At 68.0% G+C, this 19,658-nt stretch carries 22 protein-coding genes; 10 read left to right on the top strand and 12 right to left on the bottom strand.

Annotation, left to right across the window (positions count from 1 at the left end; genetic code table 11):
• Positions 1-6 precede the first annotated feature (6 nt).
• A complete protein-coding gene (locus VI123_RS08700; RefSeq protein ID WP_336337668.1) occupies positions 7-132 on the bottom strand; it encodes a hypothetical protein in 126 nt (41 codons plus the stop codon).
• A gap of 94 nt (positions 133-226) precedes the next feature.
• Here VI123_RS08700 and VI123_RS08705 point away from each other — a divergent pair, with 94 nt between their 5' ends.
• The 3 genes from VI123_RS08705 (at position 227) to tgtA (ending at position 2,646) form a co-directional block, all read left to right on the top strand.
• A complete protein-coding gene (locus tag VI123_RS08705; RefSeq protein ID WP_336337669.1) occupies positions 227-772 on the top strand; it encodes an NUDIX hydrolase in 546 nt (181 codons plus the stop codon).
• Positions 773-816: 44 nt separating this feature from the next.
• Positions 817-1,071, top strand: a complete 255-nt coding sequence (locus VI123_RS08710; protein WP_336337670.1) for a hypothetical protein — start codon at positions 817-819, stop codon at positions 1,069-1,071.
• Positions 1,072-1,173: 102 nt separating this feature from the next.
• Positions 1,174-2,646: a tRNA guanosine(15) transglycosylase TgtA gene (tgtA, locus tag VI123_RS08715; RefSeq protein ID WP_336337671.1), complete on the top strand. Its 1,473-nt coding sequence runs from the start codon at positions 1,174-1,176 to the stop codon at positions 2,644-2,646.
• A gap of 17 nt (positions 2,647-2,663) precedes the next feature.
• Here tgtA and VI123_RS08720 read toward each other — a convergent pair whose 3' ends face one another.
• Positions 2,664-3,539 carry an NAD-dependent epimerase/dehydratase family protein gene (locus VI123_RS08720; protein ID WP_336337672.1) on the bottom strand — a complete coding sequence of 292 codons (876 nt, stop codon included), beginning with the start codon at positions 3,537-3,539 and terminating at the stop codon, positions 2,664-2,666.
• A 54-nt stretch (positions 3,540-3,593) separates the two neighbouring features.
• Complete coding sequence (locus VI123_RS08725; protein ID WP_336338262.1) at positions 3,594-4,739, bottom strand: alginate lyase family protein; 1,146 nt, start codon at positions 4,737-4,739, stop codon at positions 3,594-3,596.
• Positions 4,740-5,091: 352 nt separating this feature from the next.
• On the opposite strand from VI123_RS08725, the gene arcS reads away from it, so the two are divergent.
• The 4 genes from arcS (at position 5,092) to VI123_RS08745 (ending at position 8,716) form a co-directional block, all read left to right on the top strand.
• Positions 5,092-6,879: an archaeosine synthase subunit alpha gene (arcS, locus tag VI123_RS08730; RefSeq protein ID WP_336337673.1), complete on the top strand. Its 1,788-nt coding sequence runs from the start codon at positions 5,092-5,094 to the stop codon at positions 6,877-6,879.
• Positions 6,880-6,964: 85 nt separating this feature from the next.
• Complete coding sequence (locus VI123_RS08735; RefSeq protein WP_336337674.1) at positions 6,965-7,372, top strand: VanZ family protein; 408 nt, start codon at positions 6,965-6,967, stop codon at positions 7,370-7,372.
• Positions 7,373-7,410: 38 nt separating this feature from the next.
• Positions 7,411-8,487 (top strand): archaeosine biosynthesis radical SAM protein RaSEA, encoded by a 1,077-nt coding sequence (locus VI123_RS08740; RefSeq protein ID WP_336337675.1) that lies wholly within the window; start codon positions 7,411-7,413, stop codon positions 8,485-8,487.
• 67 nt (positions 8,488-8,554) lie between these two features.
• Entirely contained in the window at positions 8,555-8,716 is a 162-nt protein-coding gene (locus VI123_RS08745; RefSeq protein WP_336337676.1) for a hypothetical protein, read from the top strand.
• 14 nt (positions 8,717-8,730) lie between these two features.
• On the opposite strand, the gene VI123_RS08750 is transcribed toward VI123_RS08745, so the two are convergent.
• The 8 genes from VI123_RS08750 to VI123_RS08785 form a co-directional block, all read right to left on the bottom strand.
• Positions 8,731-9,456, bottom strand: a complete 726-nt coding sequence (locus VI123_RS08750; protein WP_336337677.1) for a TOBE domain-containing protein — start codon at positions 9,454-9,456, stop codon at positions 8,731-8,733.
• Between the two features lie 49 nt (positions 9,457-9,505).
• Positions 9,506-10,270: an ABC transporter ATP-binding protein gene (locus VI123_RS08755; RefSeq protein WP_336337678.1), complete on the bottom strand. Its 765-nt coding sequence runs from the start codon at positions 10,268-10,270 to the stop codon at positions 9,506-9,508.
• Positions 10,270-10,986, bottom strand: coding sequence for an ABC transporter permease (locus VI123_RS08760; protein WP_407066992.1), 717 nt, complete (start codon positions 10,984-10,986; stop codon positions 10,270-10,272). The genes VI123_RS08755 and VI123_RS08760 overlap by 1 nt, the downstream gene beginning before the upstream one ends.
• 2 nt (positions 10,987-10,988) lie before the next feature.
• On the bottom strand, positions 10,989-11,936 hold the full coding sequence (locus VI123_RS08765; RefSeq protein WP_336337679.1) for a substrate-binding domain-containing protein: 948 nt from the start codon (positions 11,934-11,936) through the stop codon (positions 10,989-10,991).
• Positions 11,937-12,246: 310 nt separating this feature from the next.
• Positions 12,247-12,924, bottom strand: coding sequence for a phosphoribosylformylglycinamidine synthase I (gene purQ, locus VI123_RS08770; protein WP_336337680.1), 678 nt, complete (start codon positions 12,922-12,924; stop codon positions 12,247-12,249).
• A 49-nt stretch (positions 12,925-12,973) separates the two neighbouring features.
• Positions 12,974-13,228: a phosphoribosylformylglycinamidine synthase subunit PurS gene (gene purS / locus VI123_RS08775; RefSeq protein WP_336337681.1), complete on the bottom strand. Its 255-nt coding sequence runs from the start codon at positions 13,226-13,228 to the stop codon at positions 12,974-12,976.
• 51 nt (positions 13,229-13,279) lie between these two features.
• Positions 13,280-13,939, bottom strand: coding sequence for a DUF7504 family protein (locus VI123_RS08780; RefSeq protein WP_336337682.1), 660 nt, complete (start codon positions 13,937-13,939; stop codon positions 13,280-13,282).
• On the bottom strand, positions 13,939-14,817 hold the full coding sequence (locus VI123_RS08785) for a GAF domain-containing protein (RefSeq protein ID WP_336337683.1): 879 nt from the start codon (positions 14,815-14,817) through the stop codon (positions 13,939-13,941). The genes VI123_RS08780 and VI123_RS08785 overlap by 1 nt, the downstream gene beginning before the upstream one ends.
• A gap of 116 nt (positions 14,818-14,933) precedes the next feature.
• Between VI123_RS08785 and VI123_RS08790 the strand changes: the two genes are divergently transcribed.
• Positions 14,934-15,911, top strand: a complete 978-nt coding sequence (locus tag VI123_RS08790; RefSeq protein WP_336337684.1) for a formyltetrahydrofolate deformylase — start codon at positions 14,934-14,936, stop codon at positions 15,909-15,911.
• 104 nt (positions 15,912-16,015) lie between these two features.
• On the opposite strand, the gene VI123_RS08795 is transcribed toward VI123_RS08790, so the two are convergent.
• Positions 16,016-17,050, bottom strand: coding sequence for a phosphoribosylaminoimidazolesuccinocarboxamide synthase (locus VI123_RS08795; RefSeq protein WP_336337685.1), 1,035 nt, complete (start codon positions 17,048-17,050; stop codon positions 16,016-16,018).
• Between the two features lie 89 nt (positions 17,051-17,139).
• Here VI123_RS08795 and VI123_RS08800 point away from each other — a divergent pair, with 89 nt between their 5' ends.
• Together VI123_RS08800 and cofH are read left to right on the top strand one after the other, a co-directional pair.
• On the top strand, positions 17,140-18,156 hold the full coding sequence (locus VI123_RS08800; protein ID WP_336337686.1) for a sodium:calcium antiporter: 1,017 nt from the start codon (positions 17,140-17,142) through the stop codon (positions 18,154-18,156).
• 89 nt (positions 18,157-18,245) lie between these two features.
• Positions 18,246-19,598, top strand: a complete 1,353-nt coding sequence (gene cofH / locus VI123_RS08805; RefSeq protein ID WP_336337687.1) for a 7,8-didemethyl-8-hydroxy-5-deazariboflavin synthase subunit CofH — start codon at positions 18,246-18,248, stop codon at positions 19,596-19,598.
• The last annotated feature ends 60 nt before the right edge of the window (positions 19,599-19,658 follow it).

A 19,658-nucleotide genomic window follows, 5' to 3' on the forward strand; every position in this document is an offset into this window, starting at 1 on the left:
CCCCTCTCAGAGGCCGAACCACCGAGCCAGTGCGCCGACCACGAGCACCAGTCCCCCGCCGATGAACGTACCGGGGACCGGGAGGACGAACAACACGACGCCGAGCAGGAGCACGAGATTCGATATTCTCATTTCAGTCATAGGTAGCGCGGCCCGCCGTATCCGTCCGGTGCCTGCATTTGCGTGGACCCGTGTGGATTTTGCCCGTCGGAGCCCCACTGCCGGTATGGACGAGGAACTCGCCTGGGAGACGCTCGGTGCCGAGACCGCCTACACCTGTCCGGGGTTCGAGGTCGTCCGCGAGGACGTTCGCCTCCCCGATGGGACCGAAGGAGCCTTCGACTACGTGCGAAACGGCGACAGCGTCGTCGTTCTCCCCTTCACTACCGACGGCGACGTGGTCGTCATCGAGGAGTGGCGGCAGTCGGTCCGGCGGGTCAACCGCGGCCTCCCCGCCGGGACGATGGAGGCCGGGGACGACGACCCGCGGGCCGCGGCGGCCCGCGAACTCCGCGAGGAGACGGGGTACGAGGCCGACGCGCTCGAGCACCTCTACACGGGTGAACCGGCCAACGGCAACACCGACTACGTGTTCCACTACTACGTCGCACACGGGTGTGAGGCGACGGCCGACCAGGACCTCGACCACAACGAGTCGATTCGGGTCGACACCGCCGACTTCGACTCGCTGGTCGGGTCGGTCCGCGACGGCACGCTCCGGGACGGCCGCACCGCCTTGGGTATCATGCACTACGCGCTGTTCGAGTCGTGAGCCGACGACAGTTTGAACTGTTATTGTGTGATAATATTTAACATATGGGCTCGATTGCACTCGACGAGCGGACGGAACGCCGACTCGACAAGCTCAGGGCCGCTGTCCGCCGCCGGACCGGGCAGCCGGTGTCGCGGGCCGAACTGCTCGAACGCCTCGTCGACGACGCCTACGAGTCCCGTGGCGAGGTGGGCGACATGTTCCGGACCGCACAGACGTACGTGGCCGACGAGGACTCCGGGACGGTCCGCCGACCCGACCGCCTAGTTCCCGGCGGGGCGGAGCGAGCCGACGAGTAGTCCGGTCTGACTGCTGCGTCCCGGCCACTGTCGCCCCGGCCGCGAACGGTCGGGCCACGGGGGAACACAACCCTTAGGCGCGCCGGCCGACGACGACGTGTAATGACGAATTTCGAGGTCCGCCAGTACGACGCCGCGGGTCGGCTGGGCGAACTCACGGTGCCGCGGGCCGGCGTCACCGTCGAGACGCCGACCATTCTGCCGGTGGTCAACCCCCACGTCCAGACGGTCGCGCCGGCGACGCTGGCGTCGGAGTTCGGGGCGGAGATACTCATCACGAACAGCTACATCCTGCACGGGTCCGAGGACCTCCGCGAGCCGGTGCTGGAGCGGGGTCTGCACGACCTGCTCGGGTTCGACGGGGCCATCATGACCGACTCCGGGTCGTTCCAGTTGGCGGAGTACGGCGACATCGACGTGACGACCGAGGAGATACTGCAGTTCCAGCGCGAAATCGGCTCGGACATCGGGACACCGGTGGACATCCCGACGCCGCCGGACGTGGACCGCGAGCGGGCGACCGCGGAACTCAAAACGACCCAGGAGCGGCTCGAACGCGCCGCGACCGTCGACACCGGGGAGATGCTCGTCAGCGCGCCGGTCCAGGGGGCGACCTATCCGGACCTGCGGGAGCGCGCGGCCGCCGACGCCGTCTCGACCGGGCTGGACGTGTTCCCGCTCGGGGCCGTCGTCCCGCTGATGAACGAGTACCGTTACGCCGACCTCGCCGACGTCGTCGCGGCCTGCAAGCGCGGACTGGGCGAAGTCGGCCCGGTCCACCTGTTCGGCGCGGGCCATCCGATGATGTTCGCGATGGCGGCGGCGCTGGGCTGTGACCTGTTCGACTCCGCGGCCTACGCGCTGTACGCCCGCGACGACCGCTATCTGACGGTCCAGGGGACGGAACTGCTCGACGAACTGACCTACTTCCCGTGTCACTGCCCGGTCTGTACCGACCACACGCCGGCGGAACTCGACGCGATGGACGCCGACACGCGCGAGGAACTGCTCGCGCGGCACAACCTCCACGTCACCTACGGCGAAATCCGGACGGTCAAACAGGCGATTCGCTCGGGCAACCTCATGGAACTGGTCGACAGCCGCGCCCGCGGCCACCCGGCGATGCTCGACGGCTACCGCGCGCTGCTCGACCACGCCGAGCAACTCGAACGGACCGACCCCGTCTCGAAGGACGCCTTCTTCTACACCTCGACCGAGAGCGCTCGCCGGCCGGAGGTCCGGCGGCATCAGGACCGACTGGAGCGGCTTCCCGTCGAGGGCGACGACGTGTTGCTGACAGAGGGCAGTTCCAGCGCACAGTACGACGAGACCTGGGGCGTTCTGCCGCCCTTCGGCCCGTATCCCCGCGAACTCGCCGACACCTATCCGCTGACCGCGGAAACGCCGGACCGGACCGACCGGGCGGCCTACGAGGCCGCGGCGGCGGGCGTCCGGCGGCTGGTCGACCTCCACCCCGACGTGTCCTTCACGCTGGTCCACGACGACTGGCCGGCGACGGCGCTCGACCGCGTGCCCGAGCGCGTCCGCCTGCGTGACCTGCACGCCCGCGACTGACCGCGTTCCAGCCGCCGTCAGACCACTGGGACGGCCACGTCCTCGTCGGCAGCCTCGCGCCAGGAGCGGGTCGGCTCCCAGCCCAGCAGCTCCGTGGCCTTGGCCGTCGCGTACGCCGCGGCGTCCCCGTCGACCGTGCAGTCGTCCGGGACGCGACCGTAGTGGTCGCGCATCAGGTCGACCAGCGGCCGGCCCAAGGCGTTGTCGGGGCCGACGCAGTTGAACACCTCGTGCCCCTCGACCTCGCCCGTGAGCGCGGCCTCGACGAGATCGACCACGTCCCGCACGTCGACGTACGACCAGTAGTTGCCCGCCCCGGCCGCCAGGTCGTCGACGTACTCCGCGGCCCGACAGGGGTACTCGCCGGGAATCTGTATCCACGAGGGGCGAATCGAGGCTACCGAGATGCCGTCCCGGCGGGCAATCGTCTTCCCGATTTCCTCGGTGACGACCTTCGAGAGGCCGTAGTCGTCCTCGGGCCTGCGCGCGTGGGCTTCGGTAATCGGTAGCTCGTCCGGCACGGGAGTCTCCTCGGCGAAGAAGAAGCCGTACGCGCCGTCGGAGGAGCCCTGGACCACGTCAGCGCCGACGCGGCCGGCCGCCGAGAGGACGGTGTGCGCCGCGAGCGCGTTGTTCCGGAACAGGTCGACACCGGGGTGGGTCCCGGCCACCGGAATCGCCGCCCAGTGGATCACCGCGTCGGGGTCGATGGCGGTGAGCGAGTCGAAGACGCTCCCGGCGTCGGTGAGGTCGAGCGCCCGGTAGTCGACGGCCGGGTGGCCCCCGTCGTCCGGGAGTCGGCGGTCGAGTACTGTCACGTCGTGCGGTTCGGCGAGCCGGTCGACGACCCAGCGCCCGGAACTGCCCCGGCCGCCGGTCACGACAACGTCCATGTCCTCGCTGGGACCGCCAGCACCCAAAGCGTGGTGGTGTGGGTGGGTCGACGGCTATAGGTCGAGCCGGAACCGCTCGCCGTGCGTGAACGTCGTCCAGCCGAGGATGCGCTCGTCCCGGTGTGGCCGGCCCGGGTCGTCAATCGCCGCCTGCTGGGCCGAGACGTACGTCGGGACGTTCTTGACCGGCTGGCCGCGCTGTTTGAGCGTCTCCAGGTACGTGTCCTTCTCGTAGTAGGAGTAGGCGACCTCGTACAGCGACGACGCGGCCTCCTGCTTTCTGGCCGGGAAGCCGTCGCTGTTGACGAACCGGTCGGGGTCGCCCTCGCCCATCGCTTCCCAGGCCTGGGGGTCGGCGACGTAGGGGGCGTGGGCGTCGAGAATCCGCTCGATAGCGCCCCTGTCACCGTCGAATTTCTTGTACTCGTACAGCGTGGGGCCGTCGAGCCTGTCGGCGTAGAGCCGACTGAGTTCCGCCGCGGTGACCAGCGCCTTCGCCGCGTATAGCGAGTACGCGAGGCTCGACGCGCGGACGATTTCGTTTTCCAGAAGTCCGTCCTCCCGGAGCTGGGTGAAGCCGTCTTCCCGGTTCCGCTGCATCGCGTCCCGAAACCGGTCCCAGTCCCGGAGGTACACCGACCCCGCGGCGTGGGTCATCTCCTTCCAGTTGAATATGTTCTGCTGGCCCATCGACGTCGGGATGCCGTGGCCGACGTCGTCGAGGAACGTCCGGACCCACTCCTGGAGGGCGGCCTCCGACCCGACGCTGTCGTCGTCCCACGCCTCGTGGCCGCGGATGAGTTCCGCGCCCCACCACATCTTCGGGAGCGTGATGAACTGCTCGATGCTGTTTGTCTTCACCGGGGCCATGTAGGTCTCGGCGTTCAGGAACCAGTGGTCCAGTAGCTCGACGGCCTTCTCGGCGTACCGGTCCTCGCCGCTGTACTGGTAGGCGAGCCCGAGGTCCCGGATGCGGTCCCCGGTCCTGATGGCGGCGACGTAGTCCTTGCGCGCCGAGGGGTTCTCGGGCCCCTTCGTCTTGAACTCGTGGCCGTCACCGTTGTCCGTGACGCTCTCCGGGGGCGCTGCCAACGCGGTGCGGACGTCTTCCATGAACGCCTCGTAGGCCGCCGTCCACGGGCTGTAGCCGTCCTCGACGCGGGACCGTATCGCGGTCAGTGTGTCGAGGTGGACGAACATCGCGGGCCTGCTGGCTTCCGCCGGCTCGGTTACCTGTTCGGTCGGCGTCGAGTCCGTCTCCTGCGGGGCGGCTCTGGCGTCCGGGTCTCCCGACGAAAGGTCGGTCGAACAGCCACCCAGCGCCGCGGCTGTCCCCGAGAGGGCGAACAACACGTCTCGTCGTGTCTGTCGCTGCACGGATGACCCACCGTCCTCCACAGGGTTAGTTAGGATGTAGTTAATCGACGGATGGCGACACTTTCGAGGGACGTCTCCCGGCCGGGCTGACACGGTCGACAGCAGAGCTACGGGTCCTATCGGCGGCGCTGGTCCAAAGGCAAGATAGTTGGTTGCGCGTGGCCGACGCCATTGCATGACCGACTATTTCGAGGTCCACGAGCGCGACAGCGCCGCGCGAGTGGGTGCGTTGCGCCTCGCCGACCCCGTGACGACGCCGGCGCTGGTCGACGACGTGGACACGGCGACGCCGGGCGACTGTCGACACGTCCTCGACGACGCCGGCAGCCGCTGGCCGACGCCACAGGACGACCCGGAGGGCGACGAGTCGCTGCTCACCGTCCTCCCCCACCGCGGCCTGCCAGCCGGAACGCCGGACGAGGTCGAATCGGCCTTCGCGGTCGACTATCCCGACGTCGAGTTCCCGAGCGCGGCCGTCGTCTCGCCCGACACCGCGACCGACCACGGCAGCGATGCCTACGTGCTGGCCGGCGCACCCGGCTACGTCGGGCACGCCTCGGCGTTCGTCGACGCCGTCACGACCGTCCGCGAGGCCGTCCCCGCCGACACCGCGCTCTATCTCCCGGGCGTCGCCACGCCGCGAAACGTCGCCACGCTCGTCTATGCCGGGGTCGATCTCGTGGACCCGCACCGCGTCGTCGTTCGCGGGACCGAGGGCCGGTATCTCACGACCGACGAGGCGTACTTCCTCGAAGACCTCGACGAACTCCCCTGTTCGTGTCCGGCCTGCCAGCAGCCGCGCGAGGCCTTCGACCGCGAGGACTGCGTCGAGCACAACGTCAACGCGCTGGCCGCGGAACTCCGGCGCGTCCGCCGCCGCATCCGGGACGGCCGCCTCCGCGATTACGTCGAGGGCCAGGCCAGACAGGACAACTGGCTCACCGCGACGTTCCGACGGCTGGACCAGGAGTACGGCTACCTCGAAGAGCGCACGCCGCTCATCCGCCGGGCCGACCTGTCGGCGGCCAGCGACGACTCGCTCCGCCGGGTCGAAATCCAGCGCTTCGCCGAGCGGGTCACCGACCGCTACGTCCCCCGCTTCGACGACCGACCGCTCGTCCTCGTCCCCTGTTCGGCGCGCAAGCCCTACAGCGACTCCCAGAGCCACAAGCAGTACCACGACGCCATCAAGTGGCGCGCCCACGTCGTCTCGATGACCTCGCCCATCGGCGTCGTCCCGCAGGAACTCGAACTCACCTACCCCGCCCAGCACTACGACTCCGTCGTGACGGGCAACTGGACCGCCACCGAAATCGAGTTCGTCAGCAGCGTGCTGGAACGCTACTTAGAAGGCACCGACTACCCCGAGGTTATCGCCCACGTACCCGGTGAGGGGTACCGCGACATCTGCGAGCGCGTGGCCGATTCGCTCGGCCGCGAGTTCACCTACACGGTCACGGACCACCCGACGACGGCGGACTCGCTCGGGAATCTCGCGGCCGAACTGGAGGGGTGGGACCGGTATCCCAAGCGGGAGCGCGAACACAACACCATCCGCGCCGTCGCGGACTACCAGTTCGGCGCAGGCGCGGGCGACGAACTGTTCGACGACCTCTCGACGCAGGGCCGGTATCCGCAGCTTCGGGCCGACGACGCCGACGGCGAGCAACTGGCGGCCCTGGCCCAGCAGTACGGCGTCCTCTCGCTGACCACTGCCGGGGCGCGCCGCTGGGTCGAGAGCGACGTGCCGACCAAGACGGTCGACATCGAACCGTTCGTGCCCCACGGCTCGGTGCTCGCGCCGGGGATCACGGACGCCAGCGACGACATCCGCGTCGGCGACGACGTGGTCGTCCGGGGCGAAGCGGCCTTCGGCGTCGGCCGCGCCGAGATGAGCGGGCCGGAGATGCGCTCCTCGACGCGGGGCATCGCCGTCCAGATGCGCCACGTCGAAGAGCAGTAGCGCCGTTTTCGCCGGCTACCGACGGAATCGGCTCGCGGTTCCGCCTGACCGCGCGACTTATCCGGAGTGCGGGGTAACCGCCGGTATGGACTGGTCGGGACGCCGGCGGTATCTGCCCGCAGTCGGGTTCGCGCTGCTGTTGCTCGGCACCTCGCTGCTCCCGGTTCCCGAGGGGGCGAGCGAGCAGGTCCCCGCGCTGTTCGGAATCGCCCTCGACAAGTGGGTCCACGCGCTGAGTTACGGGGTCCTGACGGCGCTGCTCGCGTGGGCTCGACGCGCCCGCTCGGTGCCGCTCGTCGCGGCGCTCGCGGCGGTCGCCGTCTGCTACGGGGCGGGCATCGAACTGCTTCAGGGGCTCGTTCCGTCTCGCGGACTGAGCGGTGCCGATTTGCTCGCCAACGGCATCGGAGCGGTGCTCGCCGGCGTGCTGTGGCTGGCGCTCGCGCACGCCGACACCGCGTGGGGCGGGACGGAATCCTTCTCCCGGCGGTAACGAAGCGGCTTTACGCACACATCAGTTACCCGGCTCTAATGAGCAAGCCCAGTCCCGACGTGTACGAGCAGGGCAAGGGCATGGACGCCCACAACGCCGTGATGCGCGACATCCGGTCGCGGAACGACTCGACGTACGACCCTCGTGAGCCGACCCGCGTGTGGCTCGACGAGGACAACACGCCCGACGGCGTCTACCAGAGCCTGACCATCATCTTGAACACCGGCGGCTGCCGGTGGGCCCGCGCCGGCGGCTGTACGATGTGTGGCTACGTCGCCGAGAGCGTCGAGGGCGGCAGCGTCGCCCACGAGGACCTGATGGCCCAGATTCAGCACTGCCTCGACCACGAGGCCGAGAACGCCGACGAGCCGTCGGGGCTCATCAAGATCTACACCTCCGGGAGCTTCCTCGACGAGCGCGAGGTGCCGGCGGAGACGCGGCAGGCCATCGCCGAGACGTTCGCCGACCGCGAGCGCATCGTCGTCGAGTCCCTGCCCGACTTCGTCGACCGGGAGACCGTCGGCGACTTCGTCGATGCCGGCCTGGAGACGGACGTGGCGGTCGGCCTCGAGACCGCGACCGACCGCGTGCGCCACGACTGCGTGAACAAGTACTTCGACTTCGCTGACTTCGAGGCCGCCTGCGAGGCCGCGCGAGACGCCGGCGCGGGCGTCAAGGCCTACCTGCTGATGAAGCCGCCCTTCCTCTCTGAATCGGAGGCCGTCGAGGACATGAAGCGGTCGGTGCGCCGCTGTGCCGCCGTCGACGGCTGTCACACCGTCTCGATGAACCCCTGTAACGTCCAGCGCTACACCATGGTCGAGGAGCTGTACCACGACGGCGGCTACCGCCCGCCGTGGCTCTGGTCGGTCGCCGACGTGCTCGAATCGACCGCCGAGGAGGACGTCATCGTCGTCTCCGATCCCGTCGGCCACGGCAGCGACCGCGGCCCACACAACTGCGGCGAGTGCGACGACAAGGTCCAGCGAGCCATCAAGGACTTCGACCTGCGCCAGGACCCGTCGGTGTTCGAGCAGGTGTCCTGCGAGTGCGAGGCGACGTGGGACGCCGTCGTCGAGCGCGAGCGCAGCTACTCGCTCCCGCTCGCTCGGTAAGACCCGGAAACGGTATTATTGCCTGTCGACCAACGCTTATCCGTCTTTCCCGCATAAGACCCTTCGAATGACCCCCAACGGCAACCAGGACCGGCGCAGTTTCAACACGCGCGGCACGGTCACGGAGTGTGACCTGTGTGGCGAACGGCGGCAGTGCATCGACGGCGACGGGATGGTCGCGTGCACAGCCTGCCAGTCCGACCTGCTGCCGTCCGGCTGGGGCCTCTAGGTTCTTTCGCTCGCTCAGGACTGTTCGTCGGAGACGGGCTCGATAGCGGGGATGACGCCGACGGTAGCGGTCGCCTTGAACGAGGCGACGAGCTCCGAGCCCTCGCTGATGCCGAGTTTGTCGAGGCTCGTGTCGGTCACGAGTGCCGACAGCGTCGTGGTCGGGTCGATTGCCAGCGCGACCAGCGCGATAGCGGTTCCCTTGTCGATACGCTCGACGGTTCCCGAAAACTGGTTGCGCGCGCTCGTCCCCGCCGGTTCCGGGGCTTCGGTCGGCGCGTTTAGCGTCACCGTGTCGGCGCGGATACCGACCTCCACCGGGTCGCCGGGGCTGGCCTCGGTGTCGACGATGGCCCGAACCGTCCCCGGCGGCGTCTCGACGGTCGCCAGTTCACCGTCGCGGTCCACGACCGTCCCGCTGAGGACCGTCTCCTCCGCCGTCGCCACCCCGTCGAACTCGGCCTGGAGCCGCTGAAACCGGGCCAGCAGTTGCTCGGCCGTCGCCGTGAGTTCGCTGCCGCCGCCGCCGCTCCCGCCCCGACTCCGGTCGACCAGCGGGCCGAAGGCCTCTTCGAGTTCGACGATGCGCCGCTGGGCGTGGGCGTAGGACCGGCCCAGCGCGTCGGCGGCGCTGTTCAGCGACCCGTGCGCGGCGACCGCCTGCAGGAGCTGTCGGTCACGCGCGGTCAGCGCGATGTCGCCCTGCCCGAGTTGCACTTCCACGTCCGCAGTCGCGTCCATACCGTCGCATCGGCGGGCGGTTACAAAGAGAGTATCGCCGGGTACTCGGTCAGTACACCAACTCGCCCGAGATGAACTGCCGGGTTCGGTCGTCCGACGGGTTCTCGAAAATCACCTCTGTCGGGGCGATCTCCGTAATGCTCTCGTCGAGTAACACTGCGACCCGGTCCGCGACGCGCTCCGCCTGGTGCATGTCGTGTGTCGCAACGACGACGCCGATGCCCCGGTCCCGCGCCTCGGAAATCGCGTCCTCGATGACCGCCGTATTTCGCGGGTCCAGGTCTGATGTCGGCTCGTCGAGGAGCAACACGTCGGGGTCGTAAGCCAAGGCCCGGGCGAACGACACCCGCTGGGCCTCGCCACCCGAGAGGGATTCCGCGCGTTGCTCCATCTTGTCCGTTAGCCCGACGACGTCGAGGGCCTCACGAACGGCGTCCGCGGTACCGTTCGACCGCAGGACCGAGCGGAGTTCGCTCTGGAGCCGCTTCGTCCAGGACCTACGGATGCGAAGCCCGTATTCGACGTTGCGAGCGACCGGAGCGTCGAAGAGGCTCGCCTCCTGGAACACCATCCCGACCCGTCGTCGAAGCGAGAGCCGTTCGGCCTCGTCGGCGGCCCACACGTCTGTATCGTCGAAGGTGACCGTTCCGTCGTCAGGTTCGAGCGAGAGTGCGAGCATCCGGAGCAGCGTCGTCTTGCCGACGCCCGACGGACCGATGACGGCGACGACCTCTCCCGTTTCGACGTCCATCGAGAGATTGCGAAACACGCAGTCCACTCCGTACCACTTTGACACGTCAGACACCTGTAACATTAGCGTTGCACCTCCTGGTCGCCCAACCGGACGACCACGGCGTTGACCGTCAACACGAGCGCGACCAGAACCGCTCCGAGTATCATCGCCGTCTCGTACTGCCCCTGCCGGGCCTCGAGCTGAATCGCGGTCGTCAGCGTGCGCGTCTTCGAAATTCCCCCCGCGCTCGTGATGTTTCCCCCGACGATGAGGACGGAGCCGACTTCGCTGATAGCGCGCCCAAAGCCCGCAAGCACCGCAGTCGCAATCCCGTACCGCGCTTCCTTGAGTACGACCAGCGCAACGTCGACGCGCGTCCCGCCGAGGACGTGGGCGGCGTCCCGGACGTTCTCGTCGACGCCGCTGATGGCCGCGAGACTGATGGCCGTAATCGGCGGCGTCGCGAGGACGAACTGAGACATAATCATCGCCTCCTTGGTGAATATCAGCTCCAGCGTCCCCAGCGGTCCCTGATTGGAGACGGTAAACAGCACGAGGAGGCCGACGACCACGCTGGGAAACCCCATCCCAGTGTTGATGACCGACTTCACGAACTGCTTGCCGGGAAAGTCGCCAAAGCCCATCACGATGGCCACCGGGATGCTGAACAGCGTGCTCAGCGTCACGGCGATGACGCTCACGTACAGCGAGACGTAGATGATACTCGAGACATACCCGTCTCTGAAAGGCAAGTCGACGACAGTCTGCAGCAGGTGTCCGACTGAATCGAGCGGCACGCTTACCCGTCGGAGTCGCTACTCCACCCTTCGGGAACGTACTGCTGGAAGTTCGGGTTCTCGGAGACGGCTTCGGGGAAGAACAGCTGTTCCCCGTTGACCTGGTAGCTCGAAATGGCGTCCTGTGCGCCGGGGCTGGTAATCCACCCGATGTAGGCCATCGCGAGGTCGTAGTTGGCGTTGTCGTGGACGCCGGGGTTGACCGCCATAATCCCGTAGGGGTTCGCGAGGATTTCCGGCCCGTCCTCGATGGGTCCCTGTACCAGAATGACGAGGTCGATTTCCGAGCGCTGGGAGATGTACGTCCCGCGGTCCGAGAGCGTGTACGCCCCCTGCTGATTGGCGACGTTCAACGCCTCTCCCATTCCGGTCCCGGTCTCCTGATACCAGTCACCGCCCGGCTCGGTACCCGCTGCCTCCCAGAGGTTGAGTTCCTTGGTGTGGGTGCCGGAGTTGTCCCCGCGCGAGACGAACTGGGCCTCCGACTCGGCGATGGCGGTGAGCGCCTCCGTCGCCGAGCCCATCCCCTGGATGCCTGCCGGGTCGCTCTCCGGGCCGACGATGACGAAGTCGTTGAACATCAGGTCCCGGCGGTTGATGCCGTATCCGTTGCGCATGAACTCGTCTTCAAGGCCGCGGGCGTGGACCATCACCACGTCGGAGTCGCCGTTGCGGGCCGATTCGAGGGCCGCCCCGGTCCCCTGTGCGACCGCGTCGACGGACACCCCGTACATGTCCTCGAAAGCGGGGTGGATTTCGTCGAGCAAGCCCGTGTCGTACGTGCTCGTCGTCGTCGTGAGTGTGAGCGTCTCGCCGGCCACTCCCGCCTGACTGCCGCCGCTTTCCCCGTCGGACTGGCTGTTGCTCTGCCCTGGCTGGGTGCAGCCAGCGGTACTGGCCACGACCCCTGTGCCTATCGCTGCGATGAACTCTCGGCGTTGTATCGGCATGGATACAGCGTCGGACTAATAATAGATATAATTTGTGATGGTTGCGGTGTCGTCCGTCCGGTCGTGGCTGCGGTTCGCTGCTGAGAGATGGTCACTCGAAACGCTCCCCGACGGCCGCGACAAAGCGGTCGCTGTCCTGCGTTTATACTTACACTCCGGTAAGCGTGTACTTATACGGCTTGACGGATAAACCGCACGTAGGGACCGCCGGACGATGTCACACGCTCCGCTGGTCCCTTCCCCTTTGAAACGAACTCGGTAGCGGTGAGTACGGCGCTTCTCGATACCGCTGCAGTAACACCCGCCGGCGTTACTCGGCGAACCCTTCGAGGACGCCCCGACCGTCAGTCCGACCCAGGTCAGACAGCGTCGCCCGCTCGGGATGGGGCATCATGACGGCGACGTGTTCGTCCTCGCCGGTGACGCCGGCGACGTTGTGTTTCGAGCCGTTCGGGTTCGCTTCGGGCGTGACCTCGCCGTCTTCGTCGCAGTACTTGAACAGCACCCGGTCCTGGGCTTCGAGTTCGTCCAGGCGGTCGTCGGGAATCTCGTAGCGGCCCTCGCCGTGAGCGATGGGGAGTTCGACGACCTCGCCCTCGTCGTACTGGCTGGTCCAGGGCGTGTCGGCGTTCTCGACGCGCAGGTGGACGTGTTCACACTGGAACCGGGCGCTCTCGTTGGTCGTGAACGCGCCGGGGGTCAGCGACGACTCACAGCCTATCTGTGCGCCGTTGCAGACGCCGAGCACCGGCGTCCCCTCGCTCGCGGCCTCGCGGACGTCGGCCATGATGGGCGAGCGGGCGGCCATCGCGCCAGCGCGGAGGTAGTCGCCGTAGGAGAAGCCCCCGGGGAGGACGACGCCGTCGATGTCTTCCGGAAGACCGTCCTCGTGCCAGACGAGGTCGGCGTCCAGCCCCACCGATTCGAGGGCCTGGACAGCGTCGCGGTCGCAGTTCGAGCCGCCGAACTGGATGACGGAGATAGTCACAGCGACCACCCCGTGGAACCGGCTTGCGGCGTCAGTCGGGCGGCGACGGTCATTCTGCCTCGGCCACCTCGACGTCGTAGTCGTGGATGGTGGGGTTCGCCAGGAGCCGCTCGGCCATCTCGCCGGCCCGGTCGGCCGCGTCGTCGGCGCTGTCGGCGTCGAGGTCGAGTTCGAACACGTCCGCCGACCGGAGGTCGTTCAGGTCGAAGCCGAGCCGTTCCAGTGAGCGCTGTGTCGTCTCGGCCTCGGGGTCGAGGACCCCTCGCTTGAGCCGGACGGTGACGGTCGCGGTAAAGGCAGTCATTACTGGCAAGCGTGCGGGCAGCGGAGAAAACGCTTGTGTTCTCCCGGCAGTTCAGGTGCCGACCGGGGTCCAGTCGCTGGGCTGGTCACGCAGGCCGGCCACTTGGAGTTCGAGGTCGCCGGCGTCGGCCCGCACGTCGACTCGGCCGTCGAAGAACTGCGCCACGCTCTCGACGACCTGCGTCTCGTGTGCGTCGGGGTCGAGCACGCAGATGCCGAGCCCGTCCGCGGTCCCGATGCGGCCGGTGACGGTGTTGAGAAACCGGTACACCGCCCGGACGTCGTCGCTGTAGACCAGCAGCGGCGTCAGTGTGACGATGCCGGTCCGAACCCGCGTGTAGCCGCTGGCGTACGTCGACTCGTAGTGACCGGAGTACTCGATGCCGATGCCCGTCAGGTCAGCCGGCGTACTCACCGCGGAGACGCTCTCCTCGGGCAGGTCGTCGCTCTCCTGTGCGCAGTCGACGACGCGGACCCGCTCCCGTTCGAGCACGCCGCCGTGGCTCCCGAACTCCTCAAGCATCGTCGCGGCGTCGCTGTCCGTCGCGATGAAGACGGTGCCGCCGTCGGCGTCGGAACTGCAGAGCAGTCGCAGTCCCACCTCCCGCGCGCCGCTCAGAACGGGCCCCGTCACGAGCAGGCTCGTCCCCGGCTCGACCGGGTTCAGGGGCAGGTCGTCGAACGCGTAGCGGTCGTCCCGGCGCTGTGACATCAGGTATCCCTCTGGAGCCGCCGTCGCAACAGCAGTTGTTCCTCGACCTCGTCGGCGAACCGCCGGAGGTCGTCCAGTTCCGTCCGCGTGTAGCGACGCGGCTCGCTGTCGATACAACAGACCGCGCCGACTGCGTTCCCCGCCTCGTCCGTGATTCGCACGCCCGCGTAGGACCTGATGTCGAGCCGGTCCAGTGCGTCGATGTCTGCGAAACGGGGGTCCTCGTGGGTGTCTTCGACGACCATCGTCTCGTCGGAGAGAATCGTGTGCGTGCAGATGGTATCCTCGCGGGAGAGGGTCCGCCAGTTGGCCCCCTCACACGCCAGGAACCGCTCCTCGTGTTCGTCCACGAGGCCGACGAAGGCCACGTCGATGTCGAAGTGGCTGGTCATCAGCGCCGTCAGCCGGTCGAACGTCTTGGCCGCCGCCAGCTGGTCGATGTCGTACTCCCGGACGGCGGCCAGCCGCTCCGGCTCGGTCTCCGGCACGGGGTAAGCCGCCTGCGTCACCTCGGCGGCGGCCATCGCGGCGACGTCCGCCAGCCGCTCCCGGGACTCCGGGACCGTCCGTGGCACGTACTCGACGACCTGTTCGGGGCCGCCCCGCGGGAGGTCCGCCGGCGCGCGCTCCGTGTAGAGGACCACCACGCAGTCCGGGTTCACCTCGCGGACCGCGTCGACCACGTCGAACCCGTCCCCGTCCTCGAAGTCGAAGGCCGTCACGACGCAGTCAATCGACCCGTCGAGCGCCGTCGCAAGCGACCCGACGGACCCGACCTCGTCGACGGCGAGTCCGGCCTCGGCAAGCGCGTCGACCGTCTCCGCGCGCTCGCCGGCGTCCGGCTGGGCACAGAGAACGGTCGGCGAATCACTCGTCACGGGCGTACGTACGCGGGCCGACACACAAAGCGTTGGCGTCACATCGGGTGGAAAACGAAGGCTTTTGCCCGGGGACTGCCGACTCTGGGGCAAATGAATCACGACGCTGTCCGGAGGTGTGTACCGTGACGCGCGGCCTGACCGAGATTACCGTCGTCGGTGAGGACGACACCGGCCTCATCGCCGAGGTGACCTCGCTGCTGTTCGAGCGGGGCATCAACATCGAGGACCTGGACCAGGCCGTCCGGGAGGGCGTGTTCCGGATGACCATGCGCGTCGACACCGCCGAGATGGTGACCACAGAGGAGAAACTCCGCGAGGACCTCACCGAACTCGGCGACGAACTCGGCGTCGACGTGCAGGTCCGGTTCCCCGCCGACCGCGAGACACAGACCATCGCCGTCCTCGTCACGAAGGAGTCACACTGCCTCGAAGCCCTGTTCGAGGCGTGGGCCAACGGCGACCTCGGGGCCGACATCGAGGTGGTCATCGGCAACCACGACGACCTCGAACCGCTGGCCGCGAAGTACGACGTGCCCTTCCACGACATCGGCGACGAGAAGGGGACGCCCGACGAGGACCAGCTGCTCGACCTGCTGGCGGAGTACGACGCCGACCTCATCGCGCTGGCCCGCTACATGCGCATCCTCTCGCCGGACGTGGTCTTCCGCTACGAGAGCCGCATCATCAACGTCCACCCGAGCCTGCTGCCCGCGTTCCCCGGCGCGTCGGCGTACATGCAGGCCATCGAGGAGGGCGTCCGCATCGCCGGCGTCACCGCCCACTACGTGACGACCGACCTCGACCAGGGCCCCATCATCACCCAGCGGGCGTTCAACGTCCCCGACGACGCCACCGAGGAGGAACTCCAGCGGATAGGCCAGCCCCTGGAGGCCGAGGCGCTCATCGAGGCCATCAAGCTGCACCTCAACGACGAGGTGACCGTCCACCGCGGCCGGACGAAGCTCCGCGACCCCGAGGAGACGTCCGTCCAGCTGGGCGCGCCCGAGGAACTCGACCGCAACAACCCCGACCGCCCCATCGACGGGCTCGGGGAGTTCGTCGCCGAGGACGAGTTCGAAGCGGACGACTGAGCGGTCGCGTTGCCTGCTGTCGGCGTCGTTTCGCGAGACAGGTTCGTGGCGTCGCTGTCCGCTCCGACCAGCAGCGACGGGTCCGTCGCGACGGCCCCGACCGCTTAGAGGTCGCCGGCGGCCGCGACAGCGTCGTCGAGCGACGGCGCGTCGAACACGCTCCCCTCGACGTAGGCGTTCGTCCCGGCGCAGTAGAGGTCCCGTGCGACCCGAATCACGCTCTCGTCGAGCGGCTGTGGCGACTCCGCACAGAGGGACTTCCAGTCGGCGACGCCCTCCGCGTCGGCCTGCTGTTTGGCATCGCTTACAGCCGCGACCCACTCGGGCTGGGTGCGCTTGTGGTACTGGCGGATGACCTCCTTGCTGACCTGCTGGCCCCGGTAGGAGAAGCGGTTCTCGTCGAACGTCCCGACCACGTCGGCGACGCGTATCTCCCCGTCGTAGTACAGGCACTCGATTTTCCCGTCCTCGTGGACGAGGTCGGCCTCGGCGGCCTGCTGGGTGACGATGTGGTTGACCGCACGGGCCAGTTCCTCCAGGCGGTCGACGCTGGCCGTCCCGGCGATGCGGTCGGCCGCCTCGCGGTCGAGATACCGGTCCTGTTCCTCGTATTTCGTCGAGAACTCGACGATTGGCTCCTCGAGGTCGACGACTTCCTCGGGCCAGTCGTCGTAGTCGAGGCCGTGGTCGGCGGGCTCGGTTCGGGACCGTAGCGACGACCCGACGCCGACGCGGTTCCGGAAGACGATTTCCAGCGGAATCAGGTAGTTCTCGTCGGCCCCCGCGTGGTAGGCGTCGTAGTCGTAGCGCCCGTCCTCGAACGGGAGGTCCGGGACCTGCGTGAGTTCGATGACCATCTCCTCGGGGGCGGCGTCGGCCGACAGCGCCTCGCCGAGGTCGAGCACCTCGTCGCTGTCCGGGAGCCTGACGCCCTCGTAGTGTGTCGGGACGTGGTTCTCCTCCAGCAGCTGGAAGTTGTACGCGCCCATCGTACACAGCGACGCGCCCTTGTCGGGAATCCGGTCCGGCATCTTGCCCCAGTCGAACACGGAGTAGTCGTCCGTGAATACGAACGCGCCGCGGCCCAGTTCCTCGGCCGTCGCCGGTTCGTCCACGCGGAACTCCTTGACGCTCGTCATTGTGCCCGCCTTTCGGGCCGGGGACAAAGACGTTTCTCACTCGCCTTCGGAGGGCACTGTTTTCCGTCGCGGCCCCGACCGACCGTCTGATGGCCCTCAGTCTGTCGGTCGAGGTCGCGATAATCGTCGCCGCGACGGTTGCGATATGGAAGGGCAGCGACTGGCTCGAATCGTCGAGCGAACGGCTCGCGACGTACTACGGCCTCCCCGAGGTCGTCCAGGGGGCGATAATCGTCGCCGTCGGGTCGAGCTTCCCGGAGGTCGCCACCGTCGTCGTCGCGGCGCTCGAAGGCTCGATGCCGCTCGGCGTCGGTGCAATCGTCGGCTCGGCCATCTTCAACATCCTGGTCATCCCCGCGGTCGCGGGCGTCGCCACCGACGACCCCGTGGAGTCGAACCGGACGCTGGTGTACAAGGAGGCGCAGTTCTACATGCTGGCCGTCTCCGTGTTGCTCATCACGTTCGCCTTCGCGGTCATCTACTACCCCGGCGAAGCGACGCTGACCGGCGTCGTCACGCGGCCGCTGGCGGCGATTCCGCTCGCGCTCTATGGCCTGTACGTCTTCATCCAGTACCAGGACACGGCCGACCACGACCCGGCCGAGGACTGGACCGCCGACGTCGCCGTCGGGCGGCAGTGGCTCTTCCTCCTGCTCGGCCTCGCCGTCATCCTCGTGGCCGTTGAGAACCTCGTCCACGCCGTCGGCGTCGTCGGCCGGGCCGCCGGCGTCCAGGAGTTCCTGCTTGGCGTGACGATTCTCGCGGCGGCGACGAGCCTCCCCGACACGCTCGTCAGCGTCCGGGCGGCCCGCGACGACCGCGGGGTCACGTCGCTCGCGAACGTCCTCGGCTCGAACACGTTCGACCTGCTCGTCGCCATCCCGCTGGGCGTCCTCATCGTCGGCGCGTGGACCGTCGACTTCGCCATGGCCGTGCCGATGTTCGGCGTCCTGACCGGGGCGACGATTCTTCTGTTTACCGTGCTCCGGACCGACCTCGTGTTGAGCGAGCCCGAATCGTACGTCCTGCTCGGTGCCTACGCGGCCTTCGTCATCTGGGTCGTCGCCGAGACCGCGGGGTGGGTCGGCGGCGTCTTGCCGACCTGACGCTCGCGGCACGCCGGACGGCCACACCGCGTGTGTGGGCCGTGTGCGGACCCATACGCTTTTGACCGTTCTTTCCCTCCTGTTCAGCAATGCCGGATGTCCCAGACGCCGTCGGTACTCCGGACGGCTCCCTCGAGTTCGAGCACCGTCCGACGACTGACCAGTCGTTCGAGAACGCCCTGGCAAAGGCGAGAGACGGGACACGACTGACGGTCGCCGACGCGGTCGAACTGTTCACCACGGGCACCGACCGGGACGGCATCGACAACCGCCGGAAAGAGCAGGTCCTCGAAGCGGCCGACCGACGCCGGGCCGAGGTCGTCGGCGACGAGGTCACGTTCGTCGCCAACCTCAACAACAACGTCACGACGGCCTGTAACACGGGCTGTCTGTTCTGTAACTTCAAGGACCGCTCCGAGCAGTTCCGCAGCGACTACCAGGAGGCCCACGGCGGCTTCACGAAGACGCCGAGCGAGTCCCGCGACATCGTCCGTGACGCCCTCGACCGCGGCATCTACGAGGTCTGTTCCGTCTCCGGACTCCACCCCGCGCTCGCGCTGGACGACGAACACCGCGAGATACTGGAGTCGAGCGACCGCGGCGACCTGAACTACCGCTCGCCCGACGAGTACGAGAAAGACCCAGCTACCTACTGCGAACAACTCAGCGCGATGAACGTCGGCGATGTCCACCTCCACTCGATGACGCCCGAGGAGGCGTACCACGCCCGCCGTGGCACCGACTGGTCCTACGAGGCGGTGTTCCGACGGCTCAAGGACGCCGGCCTCGACAGCGTTCCGGGGACGGCCGCGGAAATCCTCGTCGACGAGGTCCGGGACGTCATCTGCCCGGGGAAGATACGCACCGACGAGTGGCTGGAGGCGATGGAGGCGGCCGCGTCGGTCGGCCTCGACATGACCTCGACGATGATGTACGGCCACGTCGAGAACGAGCGCCACCGAGCGTTGCACCTGAAACGCATCCGCGACCTGCAGGACCGGACCGGCGCGATTACGGAGTTCGTCCCGCTCTCGTTCGTTCACGAGGAGACGCCGCTGTACGAGCGCGGCATGGTCGAGTCGGGCGCGACGGTCGCCGAGGACGAACTGCTCATCGCCGTCTCGCGGCTCTTCCTGGACAACGTCGACCACATCCAGTCCTCGTGGGTGAAATACGGCGACACGCAGGGGCTGAAGATGCTCACCTGCGGCGCGGACGACTTCATGGGGACCATCCTCTCGGAGGAGATAACCAAGCGCGCCGGCGGCGACTACGGCGAGTTCCGGTCGTTCCAGGAGTACGCCGACATGATTACCGCCATCGGCCGGACGCCGGTCGAGCGGTCGACGGACTACGAACAGCGCCGCGTCATCGACCCCGACGCCGACGTGCTCGGGCCGGAACTCGGGCCACGAGCCGACGGGACGCCGCTGCTCGACTGACCCGTCGAGCGAGCCGACGCCCGCCGCGCGGGCACGGACGGCTCGCCTCTCGCCACGGCA

This window comes from Haloarcula sp. DT43, from assembly GCF_037078405.1.
Taxonomy (GTDB): Archaea; Halobacteriota; Halobacteria; order Halobacteriales; family Haloarculaceae; genus Haloarcula; species Haloarcula brevis.

Bases quoted from the DNA above. Each gene is read 5' to 3' on its own strand.
- purS (WP_336337681.1), bottom strand. From the start codon at position 13,228: ATGACTGCCTTTACCGCGACCGTCACCGTCCGGCTCAAGCGAGGGGTC.
- VI123_RS08755 (WP_336337678.1), bottom strand. From the start codon at position 10,270: ATGTTACAGGTGTCTGACGTGTCAAAGTGGTACGGAGTGGACTGCGTG.
- VI123_RS08735 (WP_336337674.1), top strand. From the start codon at position 6,965: ATGGACTGGTCGGGACGCCGGCGGTATCTGCCCGCAGTCGGGTTCGCG.
- VI123_RS08710 (WP_336337670.1), top strand. From the start codon at position 817: ATGGGCTCGATTGCACTCGACGAGCGGACGGAACGCCGACTCGACAAG.
- VI123_RS08740 (WP_336337675.1), top strand. From the start codon at position 7,411: ATGAGCAAGCCCAGTCCCGACGTGTACGAGCAGGGCAAGGGCATGGAC.
- VI123_RS08750 (WP_336337677.1), bottom strand. From the start codon at position 9,456: ATGGACGCGACTGCGGACGTGGAAGTGCAACTCGGGCAGGGCGACATC.
- VI123_RS08700 (WP_336337668.1), bottom strand. From the start codon at position 132: ATGAGAATATCGAATCTCGTGCTCCTGCTCGGCGTCGTGTTGTTCGTC.
- VI123_RS08780 (WP_336337682.1), bottom strand. From the start codon at position 13,939: ATGTCACAGCGCCGGGACGACCGCTACGCGTTCGACGACCTGCCCCTG.
- tgtA (WP_336337671.1), top strand. From the start codon at position 1,174: ATGACGAATTTCGAGGTCCGCCAGTACGACGCCGCGGGTCGGCTGGGC.
- VI123_RS08800 (WP_336337686.1), top strand. From the start codon at position 17,140: ATGGCCCTCAGTCTGTCGGTCGAGGTCGCGATAATCGTCGCCGCGACG.
- cofH (WP_336337687.1), top strand. From the start codon at position 18,246: ATGCCGGATGTCCCAGACGCCGTCGGTACTCCGGACGGCTCCCTCGAG.
- VI123_RS08765 (WP_336337679.1), bottom strand. From the start codon at position 11,936: ATGCCGATACAACGCCGAGAGTTCATCGCAGCGATAGGCACAGGGGTC.
- VI123_RS08705 (WP_336337669.1), top strand. From the start codon at position 227: ATGGACGAGGAACTCGCCTGGGAGACGCTCGGTGCCGAGACCGCCTAC.
- VI123_RS08795 (WP_336337685.1), bottom strand. From the start codon at position 17,050: ATGACGAGCGTCAAGGAGTTCCGCGTGGACGAACCGGCGACGGCCGAG.
- VI123_RS08725 (WP_336338262.1), bottom strand. From the start codon at position 4,739: ATGTTCGTCCACCTCGACACACTGACCGCGATACGGTCCCGCGTCGAG.
- VI123_RS08745 (WP_336337676.1), top strand. From the start codon at position 8,555: ATGACCCCCAACGGCAACCAGGACCGGCGCAGTTTCAACACGCGCGGC.
- arcS (WP_336337673.1), top strand. From the start codon at position 5,092: ATGACCGACTATTTCGAGGTCCACGAGCGCGACAGCGCCGCGCGAGTG.
- VI123_RS08720 (WP_336337672.1), bottom strand. From the start codon at position 3,539: ATGGACGTTGTCGTGACCGGCGGCCGGGGCAGTTCCGGGCGCTGGGTC.